At 60.2% G+C, this 24,106-nt stretch carries 18 protein-coding genes and 1 tRNA gene; 8 read left to right on the forward strand and 11 right to left on the reverse strand.

Annotated elements, in window-relative coordinates:
• Positions 1 to 62 precede the first annotated feature (62 nt).
• Positions 63 to 629, reverse strand: coding sequence for a dCTP deaminase (dcd, locus tag D7241_RS18635; RefSeq protein ID WP_255981505.1), 567 nt, complete (start codon positions 627 to 629; stop codon positions 63 to 65).
• A 319-nt stretch (positions 630 to 948) separates the two neighbouring features.
• On the opposite strand from dcd, the gene D7241_RS18640 reads away from it, so the two are divergent.
• The gene (locus tag D7241_RS18640) at positions 949 to 1,158 is read left to right on the forward strand and encodes a cold-shock protein (protein WP_003282211.1); all 210 of its coding nucleotides are present in this window, start codon (positions 949 to 951) and stop codon (positions 1,156 to 1,158) included.
• 112 nt (positions 1,159 to 1,270) lie between these two features.
• Here D7241_RS18640 and apbC read toward each other — a convergent pair whose 3' ends face one another.
• A complete protein-coding gene (gene apbC, locus D7241_RS18645; RefSeq protein WP_408102776.1) occupies positions 1,271 to 2,365 on the reverse strand; it encodes an iron-sulfur cluster carrier protein ApbC in 1,095 nt (364 codons plus the stop codon).
• Between the two features lie 194 nt (positions 2,366 to 2,559).
• Between apbC and metG the strand changes: the two genes are divergently transcribed.
• The 6 genes from metG (at position 2,560) to D7241_RS18675 (ending at position 8,279) form a co-directional block, all read left to right on the forward strand.
• Entirely contained in the window at positions 2,560 to 4,602 is a 2,043-nt protein-coding gene (gene metG, locus D7241_RS18650) for a methionine--tRNA ligase (protein WP_408102777.1), read from the forward strand.
• Positions 4,603 to 4,704: 102 nt separating this feature from the next.
• Entirely contained in the window at positions 4,705 to 4,914 is a 210-nt protein-coding gene (locus D7241_RS18655) for a cysteine-rich CWC family protein (protein ID WP_408102778.1), read from the forward strand.
• A complete protein-coding gene (locus D7241_RS18660; RefSeq protein ID WP_408102779.1) occupies positions 4,914 to 5,606 on the forward strand; it encodes a pseudouridine synthase in 693 nt (230 codons plus the stop codon). Before D7241_RS18655 ends, D7241_RS18660 begins: the two co-directional genes overlap by 1 nt.
• Positions 5,607 to 5,672: 66 nt before the next feature.
• Positions 5,673 to 5,746 (forward strand) — tRNA-Gly (locus D7241_RS18665).
• A 588-nt stretch (positions 5,747 to 6,334) separates the two neighbouring features.
• Complete coding sequence (locus D7241_RS18670) at positions 6,335 to 7,375, forward strand: hypothetical protein (RefSeq protein ID WP_408102780.1); 1,041 nt, start codon at positions 6,335 to 6,337, stop codon at positions 7,373 to 7,375.
• 439 nt (positions 7,376 to 7,814) lie between these two features.
• A complete protein-coding gene (locus D7241_RS18675) occupies positions 7,815 to 8,279 on the forward strand; it encodes a nuclear transport factor 2 family protein (RefSeq protein WP_408102781.1) in 465 nt (154 codons plus the stop codon).
• A gap of 64 nt (positions 8,280 to 8,343) precedes the next feature.
• On the opposite strand, the gene D7241_RS18680 is transcribed toward D7241_RS18675, so the two are convergent.
• The 7 genes from D7241_RS18680 to putP (D7241_RS18710) all read right to left on the reverse strand — a co-directional run bounded on the left by D7241_RS18680 (position 8,344) and on the right by putP (D7241_RS18710) (position 18,386).
• Positions 8,344 to 9,750, reverse strand: coding sequence for an alpha/beta hydrolase (locus D7241_RS18680; protein ID WP_408102782.1), 1,407 nt, complete (start codon positions 9,748 to 9,750; stop codon positions 8,344 to 8,346).
• Between the two features lie 603 nt (positions 9,751 to 10,353).
• Positions 10,354 to 10,785, reverse strand: coding sequence for a response regulator (locus D7241_RS18685; protein ID WP_408102783.1), 432 nt, complete (start codon positions 10,783 to 10,785; stop codon positions 10,354 to 10,356).
• Positions 10,778 to 12,322, reverse strand: a complete 1,545-nt coding sequence (locus D7241_RS18690; RefSeq protein ID WP_408102784.1) for a sensor histidine kinase — start codon at positions 12,320 to 12,322, stop codon at positions 10,778 to 10,780. Before D7241_RS18690 ends, D7241_RS18685 begins: the two co-directional genes overlap by 8 nt.
• 2 nt (positions 12,323 to 12,324) lie before the next feature.
• Positions 12,325 to 12,897 (reverse strand): YfiR family protein, encoded by a 573-nt coding sequence (locus tag D7241_RS18695; RefSeq protein ID WP_408102785.1) that lies wholly within the window; start codon positions 12,895 to 12,897, stop codon positions 12,325 to 12,327.
• A gap of 4 nt (positions 12,898 to 12,901) precedes the next feature.
• Positions 12,902 to 14,833: a TonB-dependent receptor plug domain-containing protein gene (locus D7241_RS18700; RefSeq protein ID WP_408102786.1), complete on the reverse strand. Its 1,932-nt coding sequence runs from the start codon at positions 14,831 to 14,833 to the stop codon at positions 12,902 to 12,904.
• 99 nt (positions 14,834 to 14,932) lie between these two features.
• Positions 14,933 to 16,423, reverse strand: coding sequence for an ATP-binding protein (locus D7241_RS18705; protein ID WP_408102787.1), 1,491 nt, complete (start codon positions 16,421 to 16,423; stop codon positions 14,933 to 14,935).
• A 478-nt stretch (positions 16,424 to 16,901) separates the two neighbouring features.
• The gene (gene putP, locus D7241_RS18710; protein WP_408102788.1) at positions 16,902 to 18,386 is read right to left on the reverse strand and encodes a sodium/proline symporter PutP; all 1,485 of its coding nucleotides are present in this window, start codon (positions 18,384 to 18,386) and stop codon (positions 16,902 to 16,904) included.
• A gap of 486 nt (positions 18,387 to 18,872) precedes the next feature.
• Between putP (D7241_RS18710) and D7241_RS18715 the strand changes: the two genes are divergently transcribed.
• Positions 18,873 to 19,097: a DUF3203 family protein gene (locus D7241_RS18715; protein WP_255981477.1), complete on the forward strand. Its 225-nt coding sequence runs from the start codon at positions 18,873 to 18,875 to the stop codon at positions 19,095 to 19,097.
• A gap of 105 nt (positions 19,098 to 19,202) precedes the next feature.
• Here the strand turns inward: D7241_RS18715 and putP (D7241_RS18720) are convergent, their stop codons facing one another.
• The gene (putP, locus tag D7241_RS18720) at positions 19,203 to 20,687 is read right to left on the reverse strand and encodes a sodium/proline symporter PutP (RefSeq protein ID WP_408102789.1); all 1,485 of its coding nucleotides are present in this window, start codon (positions 20,685 to 20,687) and stop codon (positions 19,203 to 19,205) included.
• 206 nt (positions 20,688 to 20,893) lie between these two features.
• Positions 20,894 to 24,055, reverse strand: coding sequence for a bifunctional proline dehydrogenase/L-glutamate gamma-semialdehyde dehydrogenase PutA (gene putA / locus D7241_RS18725; RefSeq protein ID WP_408102790.1), 3,162 nt, complete (start codon positions 24,053 to 24,055; stop codon positions 20,894 to 20,896).
• Positions 24,056 to 24,106 lie beyond the last annotated feature (51 nt).

Genomic DNA, 24,106 nt, shown 5'->3' on the forward strand with positions numbered 1-24,106 from the left:
CACCCGCACCGGTAGACCCAGCCAGTCGCGCTATGCACGACCCTGGCAGCCGAAGACGCTGCTTACGCCTTTGGCAGCGTTACGCCGCGTTGCCCTTGATATTTGCCACCACGATCACGGTAGGACGTCTCGCACTCTTCGTCCGACTCCAGGAACAACATCTGAGCCACACCTTCGTTGGCGTAGATTTTCGCCGGCAGTGTGGTGGTGTTGGAGAATTCCAGCGTCACGTGCCCTTCCCACTCGGGTTCTAGCGGCGTCACGTTGACGATGATGCCGCAGCGGGCATAAGTGCTCTTGCCCAGGCAAATGGTCAAAACGTTGCGCGGGATGCGGAAGTACTCGACGGTGCGGGCCAGAGCGAAGGAGTTCGGCGGGATGATGCAAACATCGCTCTTGATGTCGACGAAGCTCTTCTCGTCGAAATTCTTCGGGTCGACCGTGGCCGAATTGATGTTGGTGAACACCTTGAATTCATCGGCACAGCGCACGTCGTAGCCATAACTGGACACGCCATAGGAAATCAGGCGCTCGCTGCCCTCGCCACGCACCTGACGCTCGACGTAGGGCTCGATCATGCCGTGCTCCTGGGCCATCCGGCGAATCCACTTGTCCGATTTGATGCTCATGGCGGGCGTCCTGATTTGGCTGGTAGTTGTCAAAGAAAGGCGTGCATCTTACCGAGCCCACGAAGCCGGTTCAAAGCCCCTGAGTCAGTACGATGTGCCGCATCTCTGACGCTTTGGCGGAATATGAAAATAATGCTCGCATTGCGACAGAAATGGAGTATCTTTCATTGGCTGCTGCTGCATGTGTCACCGTGAATCGCTACATGTTTAGATTTCGATCCGATCATTGCTACGACTCCTAACTCCTTGCACACAGTCACCGTTCGGGGTATTTGCCCGTTCAAATTATCTCTACACCTTGTTCAAGGAGACATTTCAAATGTCCAATCGCCAAACCGGTACCGTTAAGTGGTTCAACGATGAGAAAGGCTTCGGCTTCATCACTCCGCAATCCGGTGACGACCTTTTCGTACACTTCCGCGCCATCCAGGGCGACGGTTTCAAGAGCCTGAAAGAAGGCCAGCAAGTTTCCTTCGTCGCTACCCGCGGCCAGAAGGGCATGCAAGCTGAGGAAGTTCAGGTTATCTAACCTGAAGTTTCTCTAAAAAAGCCCCGCTTCGGCGGGGCTTTTTTATGCCTGCGATTTACTGCATCCAGCTGTCCGGCAGCGGGCGGCGCACAAGCGCGGCCCGCTCGGTTGATTAGTCGTCAGAGATAACGATATTCGGCATCGACTGCGCGATGATCTGGCGACTCTGGGAAATCCGCGCCCCAACGCTACGCGCCATCTGCTGATAGATCATGGCGATCTGGCTTTCCGGATCGGCGATAGTGGTTGGCTTGCCGGCATCGGCCTGACTGCGGATTGCCATCGACAGCGGCAACGAGGCCAGCAGCTCGACGTTGTACTGCTCTGCCAGCTTCTCACCGCCGCCTTCACCGAACAGATGCTCGGCATGGCCGCAGTTCGAGCAAATGTGGATGGCCATGTTTTCCACCACTCCAAGCACCGGAATGTTCACCTTGCGAAACATCTCGACGCCCTTCTTGGCATCCAGCAGCGCCAGGTCCTGCGGCGTAGTGACAATTACCGCGCCCACCACCGGCACTTTCTGCGCCAGGGTCAGCTGGATGTCACCGGTGCCCGGTGGCATGTCCACCACGAGATAGTCGAGATCGTTCCACGCCGTCTGGGTGATCAGCTGCAGCAAGGCTCCGGAAACCATCGGGCCGCGCCAGACCATCGGAGTCTTGTCGTCGGCCAGAAACGCCATCGACATGATCTGCACGCCGTGCGCTTCCAGCGGGATGAAGGCTTTGCCGTCCCGTATCTGCGGGCGCGTGCCCTCAACGATGCCGAACATGATGCCCTGGCTCGGCCCGTAAATGTCCGCATCCAGCACACCTACACGCGCCCCTTCGCGCGCCAGCGCCAGCGCCAGATTGGCCGCCGTGGTGGACTTGCCAACACCGCCCTTGCCGGAGGCCACCGCGATGATGTTCTTCACATTGGCCAGCGCTGGCACCTGGTCCTGCGCCTTGTGTGGCTTGATTACGCAGTCGACCTGGACGTCAGCACGCGTCACGCCTTCGAGCTGCTCGATCGCCATCGCGAGCATTTGCGCCCAACCGCTGCGAAACAGCCCGGCGGCATAACCCAGCTCGAGCTGCACGCCGACGCGATCGCCCTGAACTTCGATGGAACGTACACAACCGGCACTCACCGGGTCTTGGTTCAGGTTCGGGTCGGTGTATTGACGCAGTACGGCTTCGACAGCTTCGCGTGTGACGGTCATGACTACTCCCAAGAAAACCTAGTAAAACAGACGGGCATCTTACCCCGTGGTGCCGTATGGGCCCATCAACCGCGTCAACATGGCGCGGCACTCGGTATTCGACCGGCACCAGCCGCGCCAGTGCGGGTGAAAAAAAAACCTCGCACCTTTATAGTGACCGACTCACTTCGCAACCCCGACTGCAGATTTCCCCCATGTCCGAAGCCCGTCAGATCCTCGTTACCAGTGCCCTGCCCTACGCCAACGGTTCGATTCACCTTGGCCACATGCTCGAGTACATCCAGACGGACATGTGGGTGCGGTTTCAGAAGCTGCGCGGCAACCAGTGCATCTATGTCTGCGCCGACGACGCCCATGGCTCGGCCATCATGCTGCGCGCCGAAAAGGAAGGCATCACGCCCGAGCAGCTGATCGCCAATGTGCAGGCCGAACACAGCGCCGACTTCGCCGACTTCCTGGTCGACTTCGACAATTTTCACTCGACCCACTCGGAAGAAAACCGCGAGCTTTCGAGCCTGATCTACACCAAGCTGCGCGACGCAGGCCACATCGCCACGCGCTCGGTCACCCAATATTTCGACCCCGAAAAGGGTATGTTCCTCGCCGACCGCTTCATCAAGGGCACCTGCCCGAAGTGCGCGGCCGAGGACCAGTACGGCGACAACTGCGAAAAGTGCGGCGCCACCTACGAGCCCACCGAACTCAAGAATCCACGCTCGGCCATCTCCGGCGCCACGCCGGTGCTGCGCGACTCCAAGCACTTCTTCTTCAAGCTGCCCGACTTCGAGGCGATGCTCAAACAGTGGACCCGCAGCGGCAGTCTGCAGGACTCGGTCGCCAATAAAATCGCCGAATGGCTCGACGGCGGCCTGCACGAATGGGACATCTCCCGTGACGCGCCCTACTTCGGCTTCGAAATCCCCGACGAGCCCGGCAAGTATTTCTACGTCTGGCTGGATGCGCCCATCGGCTACATGGCCAGTTTCAAGAACCTCTGCTCGCGCCGCCCGGAACTGGACTTCGACACGTTCTGGAAAACGGATTCCAGCGCCGAGCTATACCACTTCATCGGCAAGGACATCATCAACTTCCACACCCTGTTCTGGCCTGCCATGCTCGAAGGCGCCGGCTACCGCAAGCCCACCGCCGTCGCCGTGCACGGCTACCTGACGGTGAACGGGCAGAAGATGTCCAAGTCGCGCGGCACCTTTATCAAGGCGCGCACCTACCTCGATCACCTGAACCCGGAATACCTGCGCTACTACTACGCGGCCAAACTGGGCCGCGGCGTGGACGACCTGGACCTGAACCTCGAAGATTTCGTGCAAAAGGTCAACTCCGACCTCGTCGGCAAAGTGGTCAACATCGCCAGCCGTTGCGCCGGGTTTATCCACAAGGGCAACGGCGGCTTGATGGTCGACCGCAACGCCGCGCCGGAACTGACCGACGCCTTCCAAACCGCTGCACCTTCTATAGCTGACGCCTACGAGAACCGTGATTTCGCCCGCGCCATGCGCGAGATCATGGCGCTGGCCGACCGCGCCAATGCCTGGATCGCCGACAAGGCGCCCTGGGCACTGAACAAGCAGGACGGCATGCAGGATGAAGTCCAGGCAATCTGCGCCACCGGCATCAACCTGTTCCGCCAGCTGGTGATCTTCCTTAAGCCAGTGCTGCCAAACCTGGCCGCCGACGCCGAGCGCTTCCTGAACGTCGAGCCGCTGGGCTGGACTGACCTTCAGACGCTGCTAAGCAACCATCAGCTAAACGCCTTCACCCCGCTATTGACCCGTATCGAGCCTGCCAAAATCGAAGCCATGATTGAATCATCCAAGGAAGACCTCGCCTCTGCTGAAACCGCTACGCCAGCCCAAGGCAATGGCGAACTGACCAAGGAGCCGATCGCCGCCGAAATCGCCTTCGACGCCTTTGCCGCGGTTGACCTGCGCATCGCGCTGATCGAGAAATGCGAGTTCGTCGAAGGTGCCGACAAGCTGCTGCGCCTGACCCTGGATATCGGCGACGCCAAGCGCAACGTTTTTTCCGGCATCAAGAGCGCCTACCCAGACCCGAGCAAGCTCGAAGGCCGCCTGACCCTGTACGTCGCTAACCTGGCCGCGCGCAAGATGAAGTTCGGCATTTCCGAAGGCATGGTGCTGGCCGCCGGCCCTGGCGGTGAAGAGATCTACCTGCTCAGCCCCGACAGCGGCGCTAAACCTGGTCAGCGCGTTAAGTAACGACGTAACAGCACGGGAGCCCGGCGCAACGCAGGGCTCCCGCTTCGATTCCCCACTGACCGTCTCACCACAGCGAGCTGCTGACATTCCCCGGAGGCGGTAATGAATCAGACACCCGATCCCAGTAAATGCCCAGTTTGCGGCCAATCGAATCAATGCAGCCTGTCCAACCCGGCTACCGCAACTCAGCCGTGCTGGTGCTTTAGCGCCGAGATAGCCCCCGAGGTCCGTGAACGGATACCGGACGACGCGCTGAATAAAGCCTGCATCTGCCCGCGCTGCGCTCGCGGCGAGTTGCCCGCAAAACCCTGATGCGCCTCGATCGCTTTCTCGCCAACCTACCCCACTGCAGCCATCGCCAGGCGCGCCTGCTGCTGGCCTCGGGCCGTGCCTCGGTAAATGGAAAGACGGTCTGTAACGGCACCCATGACGTCCGCATCTTCGACCGTATCGAGCTGGACGGCTGCGTGTTGCAGGCAGGCAAGCCCGCTCGCTTCTTTATGCTGAACAAACCGGCCGGCTGCGTCAGCGCCACCGCCGATCCGCAACACCCCACGGTGCTGGATCTGCTAAACGAGCCCGATAAGGACGAGCTGCACATCGCCGGGAGGCTGGACTTCAACACCACCGGGCTGATGATCATCACCAACGACGGCCTCTGGTCGCGCCGTCTGACCCAACCCGAAAGCCTGCTCGGCAAGACCTACCGGGTAGAAACCGAAGATCCGATTGACCCGATTTGCATCGACCGCTTCGCCCAAGGCCTCTACTTTCGCTTCGAGAACCTCACCACCCTGCCCGCCGAGCTCGAACCGCTCGGCTCGCATCAGGCACGCCTGACCCTACATGAAGGCCGCTACCATCAGGTCAAACGCATGTTCGGCCACTTCAATAACAAGGTCACCAGCCTGCACCGCGAACGCATGGGCCCACTGCAGCTCGATCCCACCCTCGCCCCCGGCCAATACCGCAGCCTGACTCCAGAGGAAATCGAGCAGATCTGAAACAACGGGGAAAACCACTTCATAAGCTTCAACTCGCCCCGCCCTTCTGGTACAAAGGCTGCCTGCGCGGGCGTCGTATAATGGCATTACCTGAGCTTCCCAAGCTCATGACGAGGGTTCGATTCCCTTCGCCCGCTCCAGATACCATCGCTTTGGCAGGCCCCGTGAGTTCGCGTCGGTATTGTTCCCAGCGACGACAACTGCACGCCCCGCCCCACCGTAAACAAAATGCAGCCATCCCCCGGCTCGCTACTACGCTGCGAATTCATCCAGCAGTAGGCAGACGCGCTCCGTAAGCCGTCAGACCCACCTAAGCAATTGGGGCTAGGAGAGCGAGCTATAACAAGCAGCGCGTCGGCGGACAGTTCAAGTGGGCAGTCGTAAACGACCAGATCGACTTCAACAGAGTGTGCCAAAACTACAAACGTGGCCCTGATCTACCGCGAACGCCGAAAATTGCCGAGGTCGTCTTCAAGCAGACGGGCAGCCGATACCAGCCCGCATGCGCGGCTGCCAACAACTACATGCCATAGACGAAACCGCAGCTGGGAACTGTGGCAAATACATGATCACTGCAAAAAAGGCCGGCATGCACGAGGAAAGGAGCTAATCCCCGTCAGCCACCGTTTGGCTCTTTTGACCTATACCGCAACCTGAACGGACCGACAACACTCTCCTTGCTTCGCCTGTGATGTACGGAGCTAATCCAATGCGAACAGGAGATTCCAATGTCTAAAATCACTCCTTTAACTGCAGCGCTTTTATTCGCGGTAAGCGGCAGCGTATTAGCCAACGAACATGTGGCTGAGGTAGAACAGAACGGCATTGATAACAGCGCAGAACAGACGCAGAGCGGCGTCATGCAGCGGTCCTTCATCCTGCAGAACGGCACGGAGAACGGCGCACTCACTAACCAATCTGGCACCAGCAGCGAGGGTGGTCAGGCAAGCATCGAGCAAGTAGGAGCGCTGAATACCGCCGAAATTTATCAGGTGAATGGAAGCCGGCCCGGGATGGCAAGCGCGTATATCTATCAGACAGGGAATGCAAATAGCGCCACGCTCGAACAGCATGAGTCTCGTGACGAGCTTGCCGTTACTGCGACTATCCATCAGGAGGGTACTGGCAACCAACTCAATGCCAGGCAGTCCTGGGTAGGCAACCAGCTTGACGTGGTGTCGATCGGTCAAGGCAACATCGTCCAAGTGGACCAGTCCGGCTTCAGCACTGCAGAAATTCAGCAGACCGGTACGGCTAACCTAGTGCAGCTGGAACAGGTAAGCACCGGCATTGGTGGTGGTTTCGCTGTGGTCGAACAGAACGGCATCGCCAACCAGGCGAACATACAGCAGTTCTCCGGACGCTACCCTGCCGCCGATGTATTTCTACAGCAGATTGGTATCGCCAACATCGCGCAGATCGAAGCTGGTGACGGCTACAGCTCGCTGGACTATATACAACGCGGCACAGGAAACGAGCTTGACGCCTACCTGGCCGGGCAGAACAGTAGCTTAACCGGATACTCAGAAGGCGATTACAACACGGTGGTAACTTCGCAGGCTGGAAACAACAACAGCCTGGAAATCGTTCAGGTTGGGTCTTATAACCAGATAGAAGCCCGCCAAGAATTTCACGCCCATGAAGCGCTCATCAGCCAAACGGGTCACGGCAACCAGGCTTTCCTGACGCAAGCTCAATCGCTTGGCAGTAATTCAGCGAGCGTCGTTCAGAACGGTAGCGGCAACATAACCAGCGTTCTCCAACAGTAAAACGATCCGCAATGAGTCGAAGCTGTATACCCCAGTGGGTACGCGGCCCAGCCTGAGGGCATTGCGTACCCACTGGGCGCTGATCTCCCATGACCCCGCGCTGGCACAGGCCCATCAGCAATACAACCTCGCTGAAGGAAAGCCTTCATTAGATAAACTCCAGCCCGGCGATAGCAGCGCGAGTGATGTAGCGGGTGTTGTCGGTACGGCAGTTCACAGACGACACCTTTGGCGAACTTGGATTCGTCCGGTTTGAACATGCCGGTGCGGATGCTCACATATACGCTTGCACATGAGTTGCTGCGCCCGCAGCTCTCGCTGGAGCGGCATAGGTCAAATAACGTGACAGACCGAGCTGACTCGCTTATCCGTTCATTGTCCCCGCACTAGCTGTGCAGTGCTGAGTTATTGAATATTAGCTATCCACCGGAGCATATTTTTGAAAGCCATAGATACGACCATCTTCTTGCAGATCAATGACCTGCTCTGTCAGTTTTTCCTTTCCTTTGATCAACGGGACTGGCCTGCCATGGTCGAATGCCTTGCGCCTCAGGTGGCGATTGATTACTCGTCCTCGGGTCGGGAGCAGCCCACGACGATGAGTGGCCAAGACTTCGTTAGCCGCCGGCAGAATGCGATTGATAAGTTGGCCAAGCACCATAGCTTTTCCAACCTTCTTATCGCGCGTGCAGATGAGCGTACTGTCAGTGCGCGATGCAACTATCTGATTCTTCGTTTTGACTCTGCCGGCTCAGGCGAGGATTTCTTCCACTCGTGTGGAAGTTATGAATTCCTCTTCGATGACATACAGGGCGATTGGAAAATATCGAGCATCAAGCAGAATGCTCTCCGGAGCTGGGGCAACTCGAGCCTGCACGGTGGATCGTCGCAGGGGAACGCCTGAGAAAGATTTCAGATATAAAAAGCCCTGCACAAGCAGGGCTTTTTTCGTTCAAGACGCTATTGCATCAACTCTCAGGACAAGCCGGCAGCAATGCACGCGTTGGAACACCTTCGTTACGCGTGAACCGGCAACCATAGGCGGGATCTGCGACGACACGTGGGTTTATGACGTCGTCGCCGGCCGGTTTGATGCCCTGCTGTTCCCATTGCAGCATCGCTGCCATCGCTTCGACCTGTTCCTGGTAGCTGAAGTCGCAGTGGCTGGGAGCGCGGATGGCACGTTGTACCAGCAGGTCGCCGTTGCCGTTGGCTACAGCGTTGCGGCGGTAGATCTGCTCATGGATGAACGGCACATAGAGGTCACCGAGCGTGTGGATGCTGACCACCGGGACGTTGAACTGGCCGTTTACTACTGGAATCCAGCGCAGGCCGTCCGGGCGGATGCTGTTGGCTGGCGGATGGCCGATCACACGGATAATCGAATCGTTGAACTCGCGCTCTTCACGGGACATCGCCTTGCGCGTATCGAACTGGTAGCGCGTGGCGAGATTGCCGGTGAGCGAGTCGGCGAGTATCCCGTCAACCGAACCATCTCGACCGCCTGTACCGAGCACCACACTCTGCAGGCTTGTGCGGAAGCCTTCGGCGAAGATGGGGCGCTCGCCGCCGCTGAGTTCGCGCACGATGCCTTCGAGCTTGAGCCCTTGAGCCGACGGCACGGTCGGGTAAGTATTCCAGAGGGCGCCGATGATCTGCGGCAGCTTTGCCTGGAAATCGGTCGCCGGAAACGTGGTTGGCCCCAGTCCAGCCAGGTGCTGCGCGGCCAGGGTGAAATTCATCAGGTACTCGAACTCATAGACATCGCCAGTGACACCGCACATGGGCACCGAGCCGCTGTAGCGCATCGGGTTGTTGGCGGTAGCGTATGTCTCGGCCTCTACTGCCGCTGCCGCGACGTGGCCGCCCATTGAATGTCCGGTGATATAGGTCTTGGACGGCTGCGGCTTGCCGGTCAGGCTGCTGAAGGCCAGCGCCAGGGCATTGGTATCTTCGACGCCGGCGCGCACATCGTAATAATTCTTGCTGTAACTGGAAGCGGCCCAGGCGTAGCCCTGTTGTAACAGCCATGGACGGATCGGTGGTGGCCCGACGGTGAGTTCCGGTCCTGTGCCTCGGTAGCCGTGCGCGTACATGATCAGCATGCCGTTCCAGTTCGGCGGAACTTCTATTTGGTAGGACGAGCCTTGATAGATGCCGGTCCAACGCTCACTTGGCAGCCCCGGAAATGCCGCCAGCGGCGATACGATCGGAACAAAGATGCGCGAATCCTGCTCACGTGATTCGCTGTGCGATACCGGTGGTTTGATGGGTTTTGACCGAGCCTGAACATCAGCGGCAATTCCGATCGTACCAACTAGCATTACGCCGACAACGGCACGTGCACAGGCTGAAGCCAACTTGCTTGGAAGCATGGGAAGTCTCCTGAATTATTGTTTTTGTTCTAGCGATGCGAGCTTTGCGCCAGATTGCTGAGCGAAGACGCTACATGTCACTCATATCAGCGTGGCAACTGCCTACGACTTGCCAGGCTAGACGAATGTTCGCAAGCCGACCGGGGTGCAACGCGGCGCAGGAAGTCCGGCGAGCGGCTCCGTGTCCCACGACACCGTCGCGCCCGCTCTATGTCGAGGTATGGCTTGTTTCTTTCCAGTAGCAGCCTTTCGTCGGAAATTTTACCCCGCGGGCCAGCTTCGAACGCAGCCTGCCGGCAGGCTAGCGCCTTGGGTGGTGAGATAGCTGAGCTGTTCGAAAGATTTGGCTAACGCACGTAGCTGATGCCAGGCAGCAAAGTGCGACGGGCTGACGTTAGCCGACCGTGGTTGCTACCACCGACGCAGTCAATGGTGTCTTGCCTGACACCGCGCTAGCCAGGAATTAGCGAGCAAGCTCGCCCCTACAGATTCCTGCAACGATGCAAGAATCAACCAACGATATTTGCACATAGACCAAAAGCGCAGCAGTCATGCGCAGTTTTAAAAACCGCATGACCAGCACAGTCGGTGTTGTAACCGCCGCTAGGGTAACCGGTTGTTCAGAACCCAATACCAGCCGGCGTGACTCACCACATCCATAAATGCCTGATATTCCAATGGTTTGACCAGGTAGCTATTGACGCCCAACCTGTAGGCCTCTTGGAGGTCGCGATCTTCGGCAGACGAGGTGAGTACGATGATAGGAATGCTCGCCTTGTCCGGGTCGGCCTTGAGGCGTTCGAGCAAGCGCAGGCCTCCGACCTTCGGTAGTTTGAGATCGAGCAGAATCAGCAGGCGCGGGATTTCGGCGCGTTCGGCATAAGCGCCGGCCCTGTACAGATAGTCCAACGCCTGCGCGCCGTCGCGGAGCCAGGTGACGCGCTCGGCCAGGCCGTGCTTGCCGAGCGCGCGAATGGTCAGTTCCCCATCGGTGGCACTGTCTTCGATCAACAGTATCCGAATGTCGTTAGACATGGCCATCATCGTTCCCTTCTGGCAGGCTGAAATAGAAAGTCGCCCCTTGGTCGGGCTTGGCCTGAGCCCAAACTTGGCCGCCGTGGCGGACAACGATCCGCTTGACCGTTGCCAGACCCACGCCTGTGCCGGGGAATTCATCGTTGCCATGGAGGCGTTGGAACACGGCAAACAGTTTTTCGTAGTAATCCATATCAAAGCCCACGCCGTTGTCAGCAACGACAAAAACTTGCTCGCGGCCCCGCTGTTCAGCCCATATCCGGATTTGCGGAGTGTTCCGGCCTTTGCTGAATTTAACGGCATTAGCGATGAGATTGGTCCAAACCTGTCGAACCAGCGATGGGTCACAGGCGACGGTAGGCAATGGCCCCCGTTCGATCGATGGCAAGTCTTCGCCTGGCACTGCGGCCAGCTGGGCAATCACGTCGGCGACGAGGTCTTCCATATCGACCTTCGTTTTGCTCAGCTGTTTGCGTCCCAGCCGCGAGAAAGCGAGCAGGTCGTCGATCAGCCGGCCCATGCTTGCGCAATTCTGGCGGATCACCCCGATCAGCCGCAGCCCCTCCGCATCGAGTCGGGGCCCGTATTCCTCAAGTAAGATCCGGCTGAAACCATCCATACCGCGCAACGGCGCACGCAGGTCGTGCGAGACGGAGTAGCTGAAGCTCTCCAGCTCATGGTTACTCTCCTCGAGCTGAGCCGTGCGTGCGGCCACGCGCGATTCAAGTTCGGCGTTGAGTGCACGCAGAGCCTCGTCGGCCTTGCGCCGTTCGCTCATCTCGCTGAGCAAGCTGTCGTGCTTGACGCCCAGGTCCGAATAGGTCTTTTCCAACTGCTGATGCTGCGTCTGGATCTGCGCCAGCATTTGGTTCAGCGCGTCAGACAGGTCGCCAATCTCATCGGTGCCTTGCTTGTCGGCACGCAGGCTGTAATCGGAGCGATCGGTGACTGCCCGCGCCACCTCGACGATGCGCAGAATCGGCGCGGTAATGACCCGTTGTAATAAAGCTGCCAACAGCGCAGCGCAGAGCCAGACTGCGCCGAACATGCCGACGACGATTAACGCGTACCGTTTGATGAATGCAGTCAGTGGCGCCAGATCGGTCTTCAGGTAAACGACACCCGCAGGGTCGTCTTGTGGCCCGATGGGATAAACCAACTCGAGCTGTTGGCTACTGAAACGCTCACCGGGTGTCGGCGCCTGCTCAGGAACCTCGAAGAGAGGCGAAGCACGGTATTCGGCAAACAGCGAGCCGTCGCTTGAATAAACCGCCGCGCTGACGATATGCGGCTGCGCCACCAGCGAGTTAAGGTTTTCGGCCGCCGCCGCCTCGTCGTTAAAACGCAACGCGGCCTCTGTATTGACCGCCAACAGCCTGGCCAGGCCGAGGAGTTCAGCCGACATGCGATCACGCGCGGTATTGGCTTCGTAGCCAATGATGACCACCGCGGCCCCCATCAGCGACAGGGTACTGGCGAGCAGAATCGCCGCGATGATCTTCGTGCCGATCGGCAGGTTGCGCAAAAAACCAGCCATGATCATTCCCTCACCTGAGCGAGAGAAAGCAAGCGCGAACTAAGCTGAATCTGCTCGCGCCGCGCTTGGGCAAGATTGATGATCAGCCGGACCCGCCCCTGCACCATGTGAAGCGCAATCATGCCGTCATCGGCAAACGCCGCACCCTCGCCGACCGTCAGTATTGCCCCAGCGGGAAGCCTTTGCAGGTAGCCCTTGGCCATGCTCGGTTGGGGCGGATTGACGAAAGCGATATGACAGCCCTGTGCCGCTGTAGGCAGATCGATGCGGTGCAGGATCAGCGCCCGCTTGGCCGTAGAGCGCGCCGCCAGCAATCGATCGATCCGAGCGCCAAAGGGATCGACACCCACCAGGCAGATGCGTACCGGCGCGTCGGACCTGGGGCCTGAACCAGCCGGCCATTCGACGTAGTCGGCAAAATTCAGCAGAAACGCGGCCTTGATGTCGTACTCGTCTGCAGCCGCAAACGCCAAGCCATTGAGCGACGCCCACATCAACACAGCCAGGGCACCCAGCGCGAACGGGCGAGCCCGTAGCGATGGATTACGATCACGCTGAAAGAATGAACAAGGCATGCGACTAGAACCTGTGAGTCGCGCGCACGTACAGGGCGCGCTCCACTTCGGCACCGATGTCGACAAACTCCGGGTGCTGCGCGTCCAGCAGGTTCTGTCCGACCAGGCTGAGGCTCCATTCCGGCACGGGTGACCAAGCGACATGGGCGTCGAGCTCGGTATAAGCCGGGAGGCCTGACGCCTCAAGCCGGTCGACATGCCGAACGACAGCGTCCAGGTTCCAGTGCTCGCCCAGGTCGTAGCGGGAGAAAAGGCTGAACTGCTGCTGCGGTGCAGCATTCTCCGATGCATCCGAGCCCGCTACTTCGGGCGCAGCGTCGAGATCGATCTTCAGCGAGCTGTAGGCAAGGTCGAGGCGCCAGGCCGGCAACACTTGCCAACGCGCCGCCAGCTCCGTCCCCCAGGCCCGGCCATCCACGCCATTGGCGAAGCTCGCCGGAACCACCAGACGGCCATCGTCTCCCACATAGGGCATGCCAGTGCGGGTACCCAGCAACTCTCGGTAATCGTTGACGAACAGCGTGAGATCGAAAAACAAACCGGCCGTCGGCGATACGCGGTAGCCGAGCTCGTAGGCTGTCACCTCCTCAGCGTCGACCGAGTCGCTACCAGAGATCACCACCCGAATCGGAGCGGTCGGACTAATGACCTGCACACGGACATCGTTGTCCGCCCGGCTGGGGGTGTGAACCGCCCGGGACACCGAGCCCCACAGGGTGTTCTGCTCGTTCGGCGTCCAGCTCAGCTGAGCCGAGGGTTGAAACTCGAAGCCCGTGTAATCGTTGTGCTCGACCTTCGTCCCGAGCGTAAACGCCAGCGTATCGGTCAGCGCCATGGTGTCCTGCGCGAAGGCGCTGAAAATGTCACTGGTCTGCCTGTCCGGATCGAACGAGATGGTGTAGCTCCGCGCGAATGAATCGCGAATGTGCCGGTAGCCTCCGCCCCACACGAGCTGGTGCGTATCGTTCAGGCGCAGGTGATGCTGAAAATCCAGATCGAAGGTGTACACCTCCTCCTCGATCTGCAATGGCCGCGCCTGGTACCAGTCAAAATAGGTTTGCAGCGAGGTTTCACTGTCAGCCGATTGGGTATTCGTCCAGCGCCCCAGCACGTTGCCACCCCGGGTGTCGCTCTCAATGAGCTTAGGCTGGTTATAAGGCGGAGTCGGCGACGACACCGCCGGAAACAGCCGCCCCACTTCACCCTGATAGAGGTCGCCTTGCAGCGTGAACGCGTTGGCCTGTGGTGCCCAGTCACTTCTGAAGCCCACTCGTTCCTGGCTCCACTCATCGCCCGCATCGCCAGTGGCCCGTGGCGAATCATCGCGGCGGAGCTGTTTGGCATAGGCGCGGTAACTGCCGGTCTCGCCCAACGCATCGCCCCAGCGCACGGCGCTGGTTTGTAGCTCGTTGCCCATCGTCAGCGACGCAATACCGCCATGAGTATCGTGAGAGGACTTGGTGATGATATTGATAACGCCGTTAACGGCATTGGCACCCCACTGGGCAGCGCCAGGCCCGCGGATCACTTCGATACGCTCGATATCGGCCAGGAGCACATCCTGTGAATCCCAGTTAACCCCTGCATGCACCGGTGTGTAGACGCTACGGCCATCAATCATGACCAACAGCTTGTTGGCAAACTCGCCATTGAAGCCGCGACTGCTAATGGCCCAGCGACGACTGTCGATGCGCGCCACGTGCAACCCTGGAACCAGCCGCAAGGCTTCAGGGATGCTGGTGGCGCCGGAACGCCGGATGTCCTCGACGGTGATTACGAAGATCGCGGCGGCGGTACCGGATAGCGGCTCCGGCCGTCTCGAGGCCGAGGTCACGTCCATCTCCGCCAAAGCCTCGATGGAAAGATCTGGCAGGCGCGCGCTTTGGGCAGCGTCAGCATGCGCTGCCCAAAGCGCGAACGGTGCGATCATGGTCATGATCAATAATGCTGGATTGCCTGAACTACGCAACGGGGGCCTTCCTTTGGACGAATACGAGCAGGGCTGCCCGTTGATTGAATGACGATCGCCAGCGCATCAGACGGACGTTGGCAGGCGGACCGAGAAAGTGGTGCCTTCCGCGCGGCTGCTTGAAACGCTCACGCTACCGCCATGCGCCTCGGCACCTGCTCTCACCATGGACAGCCCTAGTCCCCAACCGGCGAGGTTGCTGTTGCGCTCGGACGAGGCCCGGCGGAACGGTTCGAAGAGAATGGCATGATCTTCCGACGGAATCGGCGCACCTTGATTGTGCACACTGAGAATCGCGTCGCAGCCTTCGGTCTGGATATTGAGCGAGACGGGCGCGGCTGGGTCGCCGTGCTTCACGGCATTGCTGAGCAAGTTCTCGAGGATGCGGCGAACCAGGCGGCAATCCCAAAGGCCCTCCACCTCGGCCGGAGCGAACAGCCGGTAGCGATCGCCATACAGGGCGGACAGCTCCTCGATCACTATTTGCGCAGTGCGACGCAAACCGCATGTCTGCATGTTCAACGACAGGCGCCCACCCGCTCGCACCAGATCGGCATCAAGCAGGGTCTGGATCATGTCATCGACTCGATCAATATTCTCGATGATGCGGCTGTGCAACTTTGCGCTGGTTTCATCGCCTTGGTTCTTGCGCATCAGCAGTTCGGCGCTCAGTTTCACCGCCGTCATGGGCGTGCGCATGTCGTGCGAAAGCGTTGAGATGAACAGCTCGCGCATTTCACGTTCGCCGCGAATCCGCGCTTCAGCCGCAGCGCGCTCGGTCATGTCGCGCCCGGCGCAGGCAACCGCGATCACGATGCCCTCGCCGTCGGTCACGGGGCTGACGATGTATTCGTAGAGCAAGGCGGCTTCGCTAGGCGGCAAAAAAGCACCCTCATTACGCACCGTCCTGCCGAGCAACGCTTCATCCAATGCGGCACTCAGCCGCGCAGTGGCGTCGGCGCATAATTCCAACTCTTCGATGCGCTTACCGACGATGCCTTCTAAAGTCACGCCCCAGGCATCCAGTGCGGCCCGATTGGCGTAGCTCAGACGGCGATCCGCATTGATCAGAATGAGCAGATCGGGGACGGCGGAAAGGAGCGTATCGAAGGTCCGAGCCTGATAGATAACTTTTTCGGCCAAGCGCTCCCGCTCGCGTTCAGCCTCCGCCCGGATCTGCCGATCGCGACGTTGATCAAGCGCCCGCCGCACGGCGGCGCCAAGACGAGCGAGGCGATCCTTGAGCAGATAATCGGTGGCGCCCTCGCGCATCAGTTCAACCGCCAGCTCTTCGCCGATCGCACCCGACACGATGATGAACGGCACGCTGAGTTGCGCCTTGCGCAAGCAGGCCAGCGCTCGAACGCCAGTAAATTGAGGCAGCTGATAATCGGCAATGATCAGATCCAGATCGGGCCTGAGCTGGGCGATGAATTCAGCCTCTGTCTGCACCCGCGTCCAGGTAGGCTCGAAGCCCGCGCGGCGAAGCTCATGAAGCTCCAGCTCCGCATCGATCGGGCTATCCTCGAGAATGAGAACCTGCAACGGATCCGGCATTCCATTACTCCGCAATTTCGGGACTTTGAGGGGGCATCAGCCAGCATACGTCCAAGGCAATACGGGCACCCGACAAAACGATCGCGGCCCCCTCCAGGGCAACGAGGCGAACGTGAGAAACTAAGCGGGCCGACAAGAATGAATCACATTCGGGCCCGACTGTGCGGTCTCGTTAGCGCAACGGAGCATAAGGGAAGAGCGATTGCGAGTAAAACAACCTTGCACGCGTTCTACCTGACCTGAGCGATGCGTCAGTCGGGCGTTTTTTATCGCCAAGAAAAACCGTTTCGATGCACATGTTTGTCAACCGTGCCCGCTTCGCCTGACGGGGTTTTTATCGACGAAACGGCACTGGTTGGGACTCCGCGGCAGATTGTCAGAGAGGATCGCCTGGCACGGGCCGCTTGCCACAATCGCGCCCGCCCTGCTCGCAGGTGCTATCGGTCGCATAGCACAGTGACGCCGTGACACGTATCACCTAACCCGCGCGATACTCCGCATCGGCAATCTCGAAACGTTGCTGAATGGACGGTGCCGGCTCCTTGCCCATTAAGCTCACGATATAGATGGCGAGGCTCGCAAGGATGAAGCCTGGAATGATTTCGTACAGCCCGAGGCCGATGAACTCTTTCCATACCACCACGGTAATCGCACCGACCAGCATGCCCACCAGCGCGCCGTTGCGGGTCATGCGCTTCCATACCAGCGAAATCAGTACCACCGGGCCAAAGGCGGCACCGAAGCCGGCCCAGGCATAGGACACCAATCCAAGTACCTTGCTGTCCGGGTTGGATGCGATGCCGATGGCGATCAGGGCGATCAGCAGAACCATGCCGCGGCCGACCCAGACCAGCTCGGTCTGCGAAGCGCCTTTGCGCAAGAACGCCTTGTAGAAATCCTGCGTCAAGGCACTGGAGCTGACCAGCAGCTGTGCGCTGAGAGTGCTCATCACCGCCGCCAAGACGCCGGAAAGGATGATCCCAGCCACCCAGGGATTGAACAGGATCTTAACCAGCTCCATGAACACCCGCTCACCGTTCTCGGTTACGGGGCCGGCTTGGCCGGGGTTATTCGCAAAGTAGGCTATGCCGAGAAAACCCACCGCCACTGCGCCGGCCAGCGTCAGAATCATCCAGGCCATGCCGATGCGGCGCGCATTTGGGATGGTCTTCACCGAATCGGCGGCCATGAAGCGCACCAAGATGTGCGGTTGGCCGAAGTAGCCCAGGCCCCAGCCGAGCAGTGAAATGATCGCGATGAAGGACAGGCCCTTGAACATGTCGAAATTCGAAGGATCTTGCGCGGCGATGGTGTCCATCGCCGCGCCCATGTCACCGAGGGACAGAATGACGAATAGCGGCGTGATTAGCAGCGCGAAGATCATCAGCGTGGCCTGTACGGTGTCAGTCCAGCTCACCGCCAGGAAGCCGCCGATGAAGACATAAAGGATGGTCGCCGCTGCGCCAACCCAAAGCGCGGTGCTGTATTCCATGCCGAAGGTCGATTCGAACAGGCGGGCCCCAGCCACCACGCCGGAGGCGCAATAGATGGTGAAGAACACCAGAATCACCAGCGCCGAGAAGATCCGAAGCAGCCGGCTGGTATCCTCGAAGCGATGCGAGAAGTAGTCCGGCAGTGTCAGCGCGTTGTGGTTGTGCTCGGTGTGCACACGCAGACGGCCAGCAACGAAGATCCAGTTGAGCCAGGCGCCGGCAATCAGTCCGATGGCGATCCAGCTCTCCGACAAGCCTGCTACGAAGATCGCGCCCGGCAAGCCCATCAGCAGCCAGCCACTCATGTCCGAAGCGCCCGCCGACAACGCCGTGACGAAGCTGCCGAGGCTGCGCCCGCCGAGGATATAGTCATCGAAGTTCTTGGTGGCGCGGTAGGCGGTGAAGCCGATGAGAATCATGGCCGCGATGTAGATCACGAAAGTGATCAGAGTCGGGGTGCTCACATTCATTTGAATTTTTCCTTGTGCTGCGCAGGCATTGCTCCGCCGCCACTGGCGAAACGCGAACGCTTGTGGCGCAGCGCTGGCAATGGATGGTCGAGTCAGTAGGAAAGCATAGCGTCTCGACGTCCTCTTCGCTCGTGACCAGACAGTTCTCATCAGAAGAAGTACAACTCGCTGGGTGATCAGCCCTGAGGACCGATGGCACAGCGAGCAATCGCTAGCGATCGATCACCTGCCCACGCATGGACGCAAGGCGCACCAGCAGGCGAGCGGCACAGCCTCGGCGACCACCGCATCCTGCAGATTCTCAACCAGCGCGTTGAAGGATCAGGCCAGCCTATTGCCACTGCCTGATCAGCGATTTTTTTACTTCTCAAACCGACCATTGCGCTACCCCCGCGCAAACCGATCGCTCCAGCGGCGGTCTGACAAGTAACAGCCGCCCGCATCCGCAGCACGGGCTCCATTGACAGCGAAACCAGGAGGTCTGCCATGACCGTCAGCATCGATACCGCTACCGGCACCTGCTCCACCACCGTCCAGGGCACTACCTACCGCAGCGCGGTCATGGATGTTCGCGTCAGCACCGATCCGGCGGCGCGCATGTCGGTTGCACATATCGACAGCGCCAGCGTGCACGTTCCTGAAGACCAGGCCGAGCATCTGATTGCCGCAGGTGCCAAGGATGATCGCGAGAATCTAATTGCCGACGACTGAACGAACTGAACCGAAGCCGACCAACGCTCGGCAGTTCATAGAAAAAAGAAACCCCGCTGCCGGAGTAATCGACAGCGGGGTTCCTTTGTTACGGCAGCCGGTTAATCAGCGGCCGTGGTATTCGTTTTCTGCGTCTTCAAAACGCTTGATCATGCTGGGCGAGGCGCCTTGGCCGATCTTGCTGAAGACCACGATAGCGATGCTGGCGAGGATGAAGCCCGGGATGATCTCGTACAACCCCATGCCGATGAACTCCTTCCACACCACTACGGTGACGGCGCCCACGACCATGCCGGCCAGCGCGCCGTTGCGGGTCATGTGCTTCCATAGCAGCGAGATCAACACCACCGGACCGAAAGCAGCACCGAAGCCGGCCCAGGCGTAGGACACCAGGCCCAGCACCTTGCTGTCCGGGTTGGAGGCGATGCCCAGGGCGATGAAGGCGATCAGCAGCACCATCGCGCGGCCGACCCAGACCAGCTCGGTCTGCGAAGCGTTCTTGCGCAGCATGGCCTTGTAGAAGTCCTGCGTCAGGGCGCTGGAGCTGACAAGTAGCTGCGCGCTGAGGGTACTCATCACTGCGGCCAGTACGCCGGAGAGGATGACGCCGGCAACCCAGGGGTTGAACAGAATCATCACCAGCTCCATGAACACACGCTCGCCGTTCTCGCTGACCGGGCCGGCCAGTTCCGGATGCCCGGCGAAATAGGCGATACCGAAGAAGCCCACCGCCACGGCACCCGCAAGGGTCAGAATCATCCAGGCCATGCCGATGCGGCGGGCGTTGGGGATGGTCTTCACCGAATCGGCCGCCATGAAGCGCACCAGAATGTGCGGCTGGCCGAAGTAGCCCAGGCCCCACGCCAGCAACGAAATGATGGCGACGAAGGACAGCCCGCTGAACATGTCGAAGGCGGCTGGGTTCTGCGTGGCGATGGTGTCCATCGCCGCACCCATGTCGCCTAACGCGAGGATGACGAACACCGGCGTGATCAGCAGTGCGAAGATCATCAGCGTGGCCTGCACGGTGTCAGTCCAGCTGACCGCCAGGAAGCCACCAATGAACACGTAGAGGATGGTTGCTGCAGCGCCGATCCACAGCGCCAGATCGTACGGCACGCCGAAGCTGCTCTCGAACAGGCGCGCGCCAGCGACCACACCGGAGGCGCAGTAGATAGTGAAGAACACCAGGACAACCAGCGCCGAGAAGATGCGCAGCAGACGACTTTCGTCTTCGAAGCGGTGTGAGAAGTAGTCGGGTAGCGTTAGCGCATTCTTGTTGCGTTCGGTGTGTACGCGAAGACGGCCAGCAACGAAGAGCCAGTTGAGCCACGCGCCGGCAATGAGTCCGATGGCAATCCAGCTTTCCGACAGGCCTGCGACGAAAATCGCGCCCGGCAAGCCCATCAACAGCCAGCCGCTCATATCCGAAGCGCCTGCCGACAATGCGGTGACGAAACTGCCCAGACTACGTCCCCCCAGGATGTAGTCGTCGAAGTTCTTTGTGGCGCGATAGGCGACGAAGCCAATCAACAGCATGGCGCCGATGTAGATCACGAACGTGATCAGAGTGGGTGTACTGATGCTCATCTTTTTCCCTCGTTAGTTGTTGCTGATGGGCGCGAGGGTATTCCCGATCCCACCTGGCAGAGGGCGATGGCGGTTCGTGCCATCACCGGCGACGGACCCAATCGGGCCCGTCAGTGGCGGAAGAGCGACCCGCCAACTGTTCTGGTTGTTCTACTTCACCGACGGTCCCTGAACAGGACCGCCGGCTGGTTTTGCCAAGTCGAGGATCAGTCGTCGACCAGCGAAAGCAGGGACGCGTTACCGCCGACGGCTGTGGTGTTAGTTGAAGTGGTGCGCTCGTTGACGAAGCGCAGCAGGTAGCTCGGGCCGCCCGCTTTCGGGCCAGTACCGGACAGCCCACATCCACCGAATGGCTGCACGCCGACCACTGCACCAACCTGATTACGGTTGACGTAGAGGTTGCCGACCCGCGCCAGGGCTTCGATGCGCGCCGCGGTTTCCTCGTTACGGCTGTGCACGCCGAGGGTCAGGCCGTAGCCGGTGGCATTGATGTCGGCGACGACCTTTTCCAGATCCGCCGCATCGAAACGGACCACGTGCAGCACGGGACCGAACTGCTCCTTCTTCAGCTCGTGGATCCCACCGATCTCGAACGCGACCGGCGCTATGAAGTGACCGTTGAGGCTGCCTGGCAGCTTGGCTTCGGCAATCAACTTGCCCTCCGCCTTGAGCTGCTGAATGTGGGCCAGCAGACCGTCACGGGCTTCGGCATCGATCACTGGACCCAGATCGTTCTCGCGCAAGTAGGTCGGGCCTACTTTCAGCTCGGCCATGGCGCCTTTGATCAGCTCGATCACGCGGTCGGCGATGTCGCGCTGCACGTAGAGCACGCGCAGGGCCGAGCAACGCTGGCCGGCACTGGTGAAGGCCGAACCGACGGCATCCTTGACCACCTGCTCGGGCAGCGCGGTGGAATCGACGATCATCGCGTTCTGGCCACCGGTTTCGGCGATCAGGGTGGCGATAGCGCCCTCCTTCTCGGCCAGCTGGCGGTTGATGATGCGCGCCGTGTCGGTGGAACCGGTGAAGCACACGCCCACCACACGCGGATCACGACAGAACACGCCGCCCAACGTGGCTCCGTCGCCTGGCAGGAAGGCGATGGCCTCCTTCGGCAGGCCGGCTTCGAACATCAGTTCCAGTGCACGGGCAGCGATCAGGCTGGTCTGCTCGGCCGGTTTGGCCAGTACGGTGTTGCCGGCGACCAGAGCGGCAGTGATCTGCCCGAGGTAGATCGCCAACGGGAAGTTCCAGGGGCTGATGCAGACGAACACACCACGGCCTTCGTGGAACAGTTCGTTGCGCTCGCCGGTCGGGCCCTTGAGCTCTTCGCGGCCAAGCTTCAGGCGAGCCTGCAGCGCGTAGTAACGGCAGAAGTCGACGGCTTCGCGGACTTCGTCGATGCCGTCCTGCAGAGTCTTGCCGGCTTCCAGCGTGCACATGGCCATCAGTTCGGCGCGGTTGGCTTCAAGCAGGTCGCCCAGGCGTTCAAGAATCTGTGCGCGCTGCTCGATCGGCGTAGCGTTCCAGCGCGGCCAGAAAGCGGCCAGCCCATCGATGGCCTGCTTGGCCTGGTCGACGGTGGCGAACTGGGCGGTGCCCACTTCCTGGCTGAGTTCGTACGGGCAATGCACCTTGTGCGGCGCGCCAGTCAGCTTATGGCCAGCGATGACGGGCGCAGCCTGCCACTGGCAGTCGAGGAAGGTCTGGTAGGCGCTGGACAGTTCGTTCCACTGAGTCTGGATGTTCATGTTGATGCCTTGCGAGTTGGTCCGGTTGCCGTACAGCGCCGGCGGAAGCGGGATGCGATGGTTGCCGAGGGTCTTGAACTGGCGCAGCTGGGTCACCGGGTGGTCGATCAGCGTCTCCACCGGCACACGCGGGTCGACCAGTTGGTGGACGAACGACGAGTTGGCGCCGTTTTCCAGCAGACGACGCACCAGGTAAGGCAGCAGGTCCTTGTGAGCACCGACAGGCGCGTAGATGCGCACGTTCTTGCGGTACTTCTCGATCACTGTGTCGTAGAGCGCGTCGCCCATGCCGTGCAGGCGCTGGAATTCGAACTCACGCGGCGTCTTCAACTCGCCGACCATCGCTAGGATGCAGCTGACGGTGTGCGCGTTGTGGCTGGCGAACTGCGGGTAGATCACGCCGCGCGTGTGCTCGGACAGCAGATAGCGGGCGCAAGCCAGGTAGGAAGTGTCCGTGCCTTCCTTGCGGGTGTAGACCGGATAGCCGTCCAGCCCCTGAACCTGGCACTGCTTGATCTCGCTGTCCCAGTAGGCGCCCTTGACCAGACGCAGCGGAATCCGTGCGCCCAGTTCCTTGCCGAGCAGCGTCAGCCAGACCAGCACCGGCAGGCAGCGCTTGGAATAAGCCTGGATCACCAGACCGAACTCGCCCCAGCCGGCGATGGCCGGGTCGCGCATCAGCTTTTCATAGAGCTCCAACGACAGCTCGAGACGATCGGCCTCTTCAGCGTCGATGGTAATGCCGACATTGAGTTTGCGCGCCAGGATCGCCAGTTCGCGGACGCTGGCGAACAGCTCGGTAAGCACGCGCTCACGCTGGGCAACTTCATAGCGTGGGTGCAGCGCGGACAGCTTGATCGACACCGACGGGCGCGGGCCCGGACCGACCTGCGGCTCGGCCCCGACGGTTTCCACGGCCTGACGGTAGTCAGCCATGTATTTGCGCGCATCCTCGACGGTCAGTGCCGCTTCGCCGAGCATGTCGAAGGAATAGGTGTAGCCCTTCTCGCGTTCCGGACGGCCGTTTTTCAACGCTTCGGAAATGGTGCGACCCAGCACGAACTGCTTGCCCATCAGCTTCATCGCTTGGTTCATCGCGGCGCGGATCACCGGCTCACCGGAGCGTTTGACCAGACGGCCGATGACATTCTTCGGGCGGCCATCGGCGTTTTCCGGGTCGACCACCTTGCCGGTCATTACCAGGCCCCAGGCAGCGAAGTTGACCAGCACGTTGTCGCTCTGGCCAAGGTGGCGTTCCCACTCGGCGGCGTTGAGCTTGTCGCGGATCAGCGCGTCGGCGGTGGCCGAATCCGGCACGCGCAACAGCGCTTCGGCCAGGCACATCAGCATCAGCCCTTCGTGGGTATCCAGGCTGTACTGACGCAGCAGCGCATCGAGCGTATCGACGGCGTTATCACGACCGCGCACGGCTTCGATCAGGCTGCGGGCTTCACGGCGAATGGCGTCGATGCCCGCTTCGCCGGGATCGGCCAGTTGCAGCAGTTCATTCAGATAGGCCGCCTCGTCAACGCTGTAGTTGGCGCTGATGGCGGGGAAGAATTCGGCGGCTTTCAGGTTGGCGAAATCGCCCTGCAAGACTTGACCGGCTTTGAACATCGCGCCGCTCCTCTCATGGAGTGTTGTTGTGCCTGGATCTGGTTTGGCGGA

This window comes from Stutzerimonas sp. VN223-3, assembly GCF_045999685.1.
GTDB lineage: Bacteria > Pseudomonadota > Gammaproteobacteria > Pseudomonadales > Pseudomonadaceae > Stutzerimonas > Stutzerimonas stutzeri_AR.

Excerpts from the sequence above, each read along its gene's own strand:
- D7241_RS18680 (WP_408102782.1), bottom strand. The coding sequence starts at position 9,750 with ATGCTTCCAAGCAAGTTGGCTTCAGCCTGTGCACGTGCCGTTGTCGGC.
- D7241_RS18655 (WP_408102778.1), top strand. The coding sequence starts at position 4,705 with ATGAATCAGACACCCGATCCCAGTAAATGCCCAGTTTGCGGCCAATCG.
- D7241_RS18690 (WP_408102784.1), bottom strand. The coding sequence starts at position 12,322 with ATGGCTGGTTTTTTGCGCAACCTGCCGATCGGCACGAAGATCATCGCG.
- D7241_RS18660 (WP_408102779.1), top strand. The coding sequence starts at position 4,914 with ATGCGCCTCGATCGCTTTCTCGCCAACCTACCCCACTGCAGCCATCGC.
- D7241_RS18695 (WP_408102785.1), bottom strand. The coding sequence starts at position 12,897 with ATGCCTTGTTCATTCTTTCAGCGTGATCGTAATCCATCGCTACGGGCT.
- putP (WP_408102789.1), bottom strand. The coding sequence starts at position 20,687 with ATGAGCATCAGTACACCCACTCTGATCACGTTCGTGATCTACATCGGC.
- D7241_RS18705 (WP_408102787.1), bottom strand. The coding sequence starts at position 16,423 with ATGCCGGATCCGTTGCAGGTTCTCATTCTCGAGGATAGCCCGATCGAT.
- dcd (WP_255981505.1), bottom strand. The coding sequence starts at position 629 with ATGAGCATCAAATCGGACAAGTGGATTCGCCGGATGGCCCAGGAGCAC.
- D7241_RS18640 (WP_003282211.1), top strand. The coding sequence starts at position 949 with ATGTCCAATCGCCAAACCGGTACCGTTAAGTGGTTCAACGATGAGAAA.
- D7241_RS18700 (WP_408102786.1), bottom strand. The coding sequence starts at position 14,833 with ATGACCATGATCGCACCGTTCGCGCTTTGGGCAGCGCATGCTGACGCT.
- metG (WP_408102777.1), top strand. The coding sequence starts at position 2,560 with ATGTCCGAAGCCCGTCAGATCCTCGTTACCAGTGCCCTGCCCTACGCC.
- D7241_RS18670 (WP_408102780.1), top strand. The coding sequence starts at position 6,335 with ATGTCTAAAATCACTCCTTTAACTGCAGCGCTTTTATTCGCGGTAAGC.
- putA (WP_408102790.1), bottom strand. The coding sequence starts at position 24,055 with ATGTTCAAAGCCGGTCAAGTCTTGCAGGGCGATTTCGCCAACCTGAAA.
- apbC (WP_408102776.1), bottom strand. The coding sequence starts at position 2,365 with ATGACCGTCACACGCGAAGCTGTCGAAGCCGTACTGCGTCAATACACC.
- D7241_RS18685 (WP_408102783.1), bottom strand. The coding sequence starts at position 10,785 with ATGTCTAACGACATTCGGATACTGTTGATCGAAGACAGTGCCACCGAT.
- D7241_RS18715 (WP_255981477.1), top strand. The coding sequence starts at position 18,873 with ATGACCGTCAGCATCGATACCGCTACCGGCACCTGCTCCACCACCGTC.
- putP (WP_408102788.1), bottom strand. The coding sequence starts at position 18,386 with ATGAATGTGAGCACCCCGACTCTGATCACTTTCGTGATCTACATCGCG.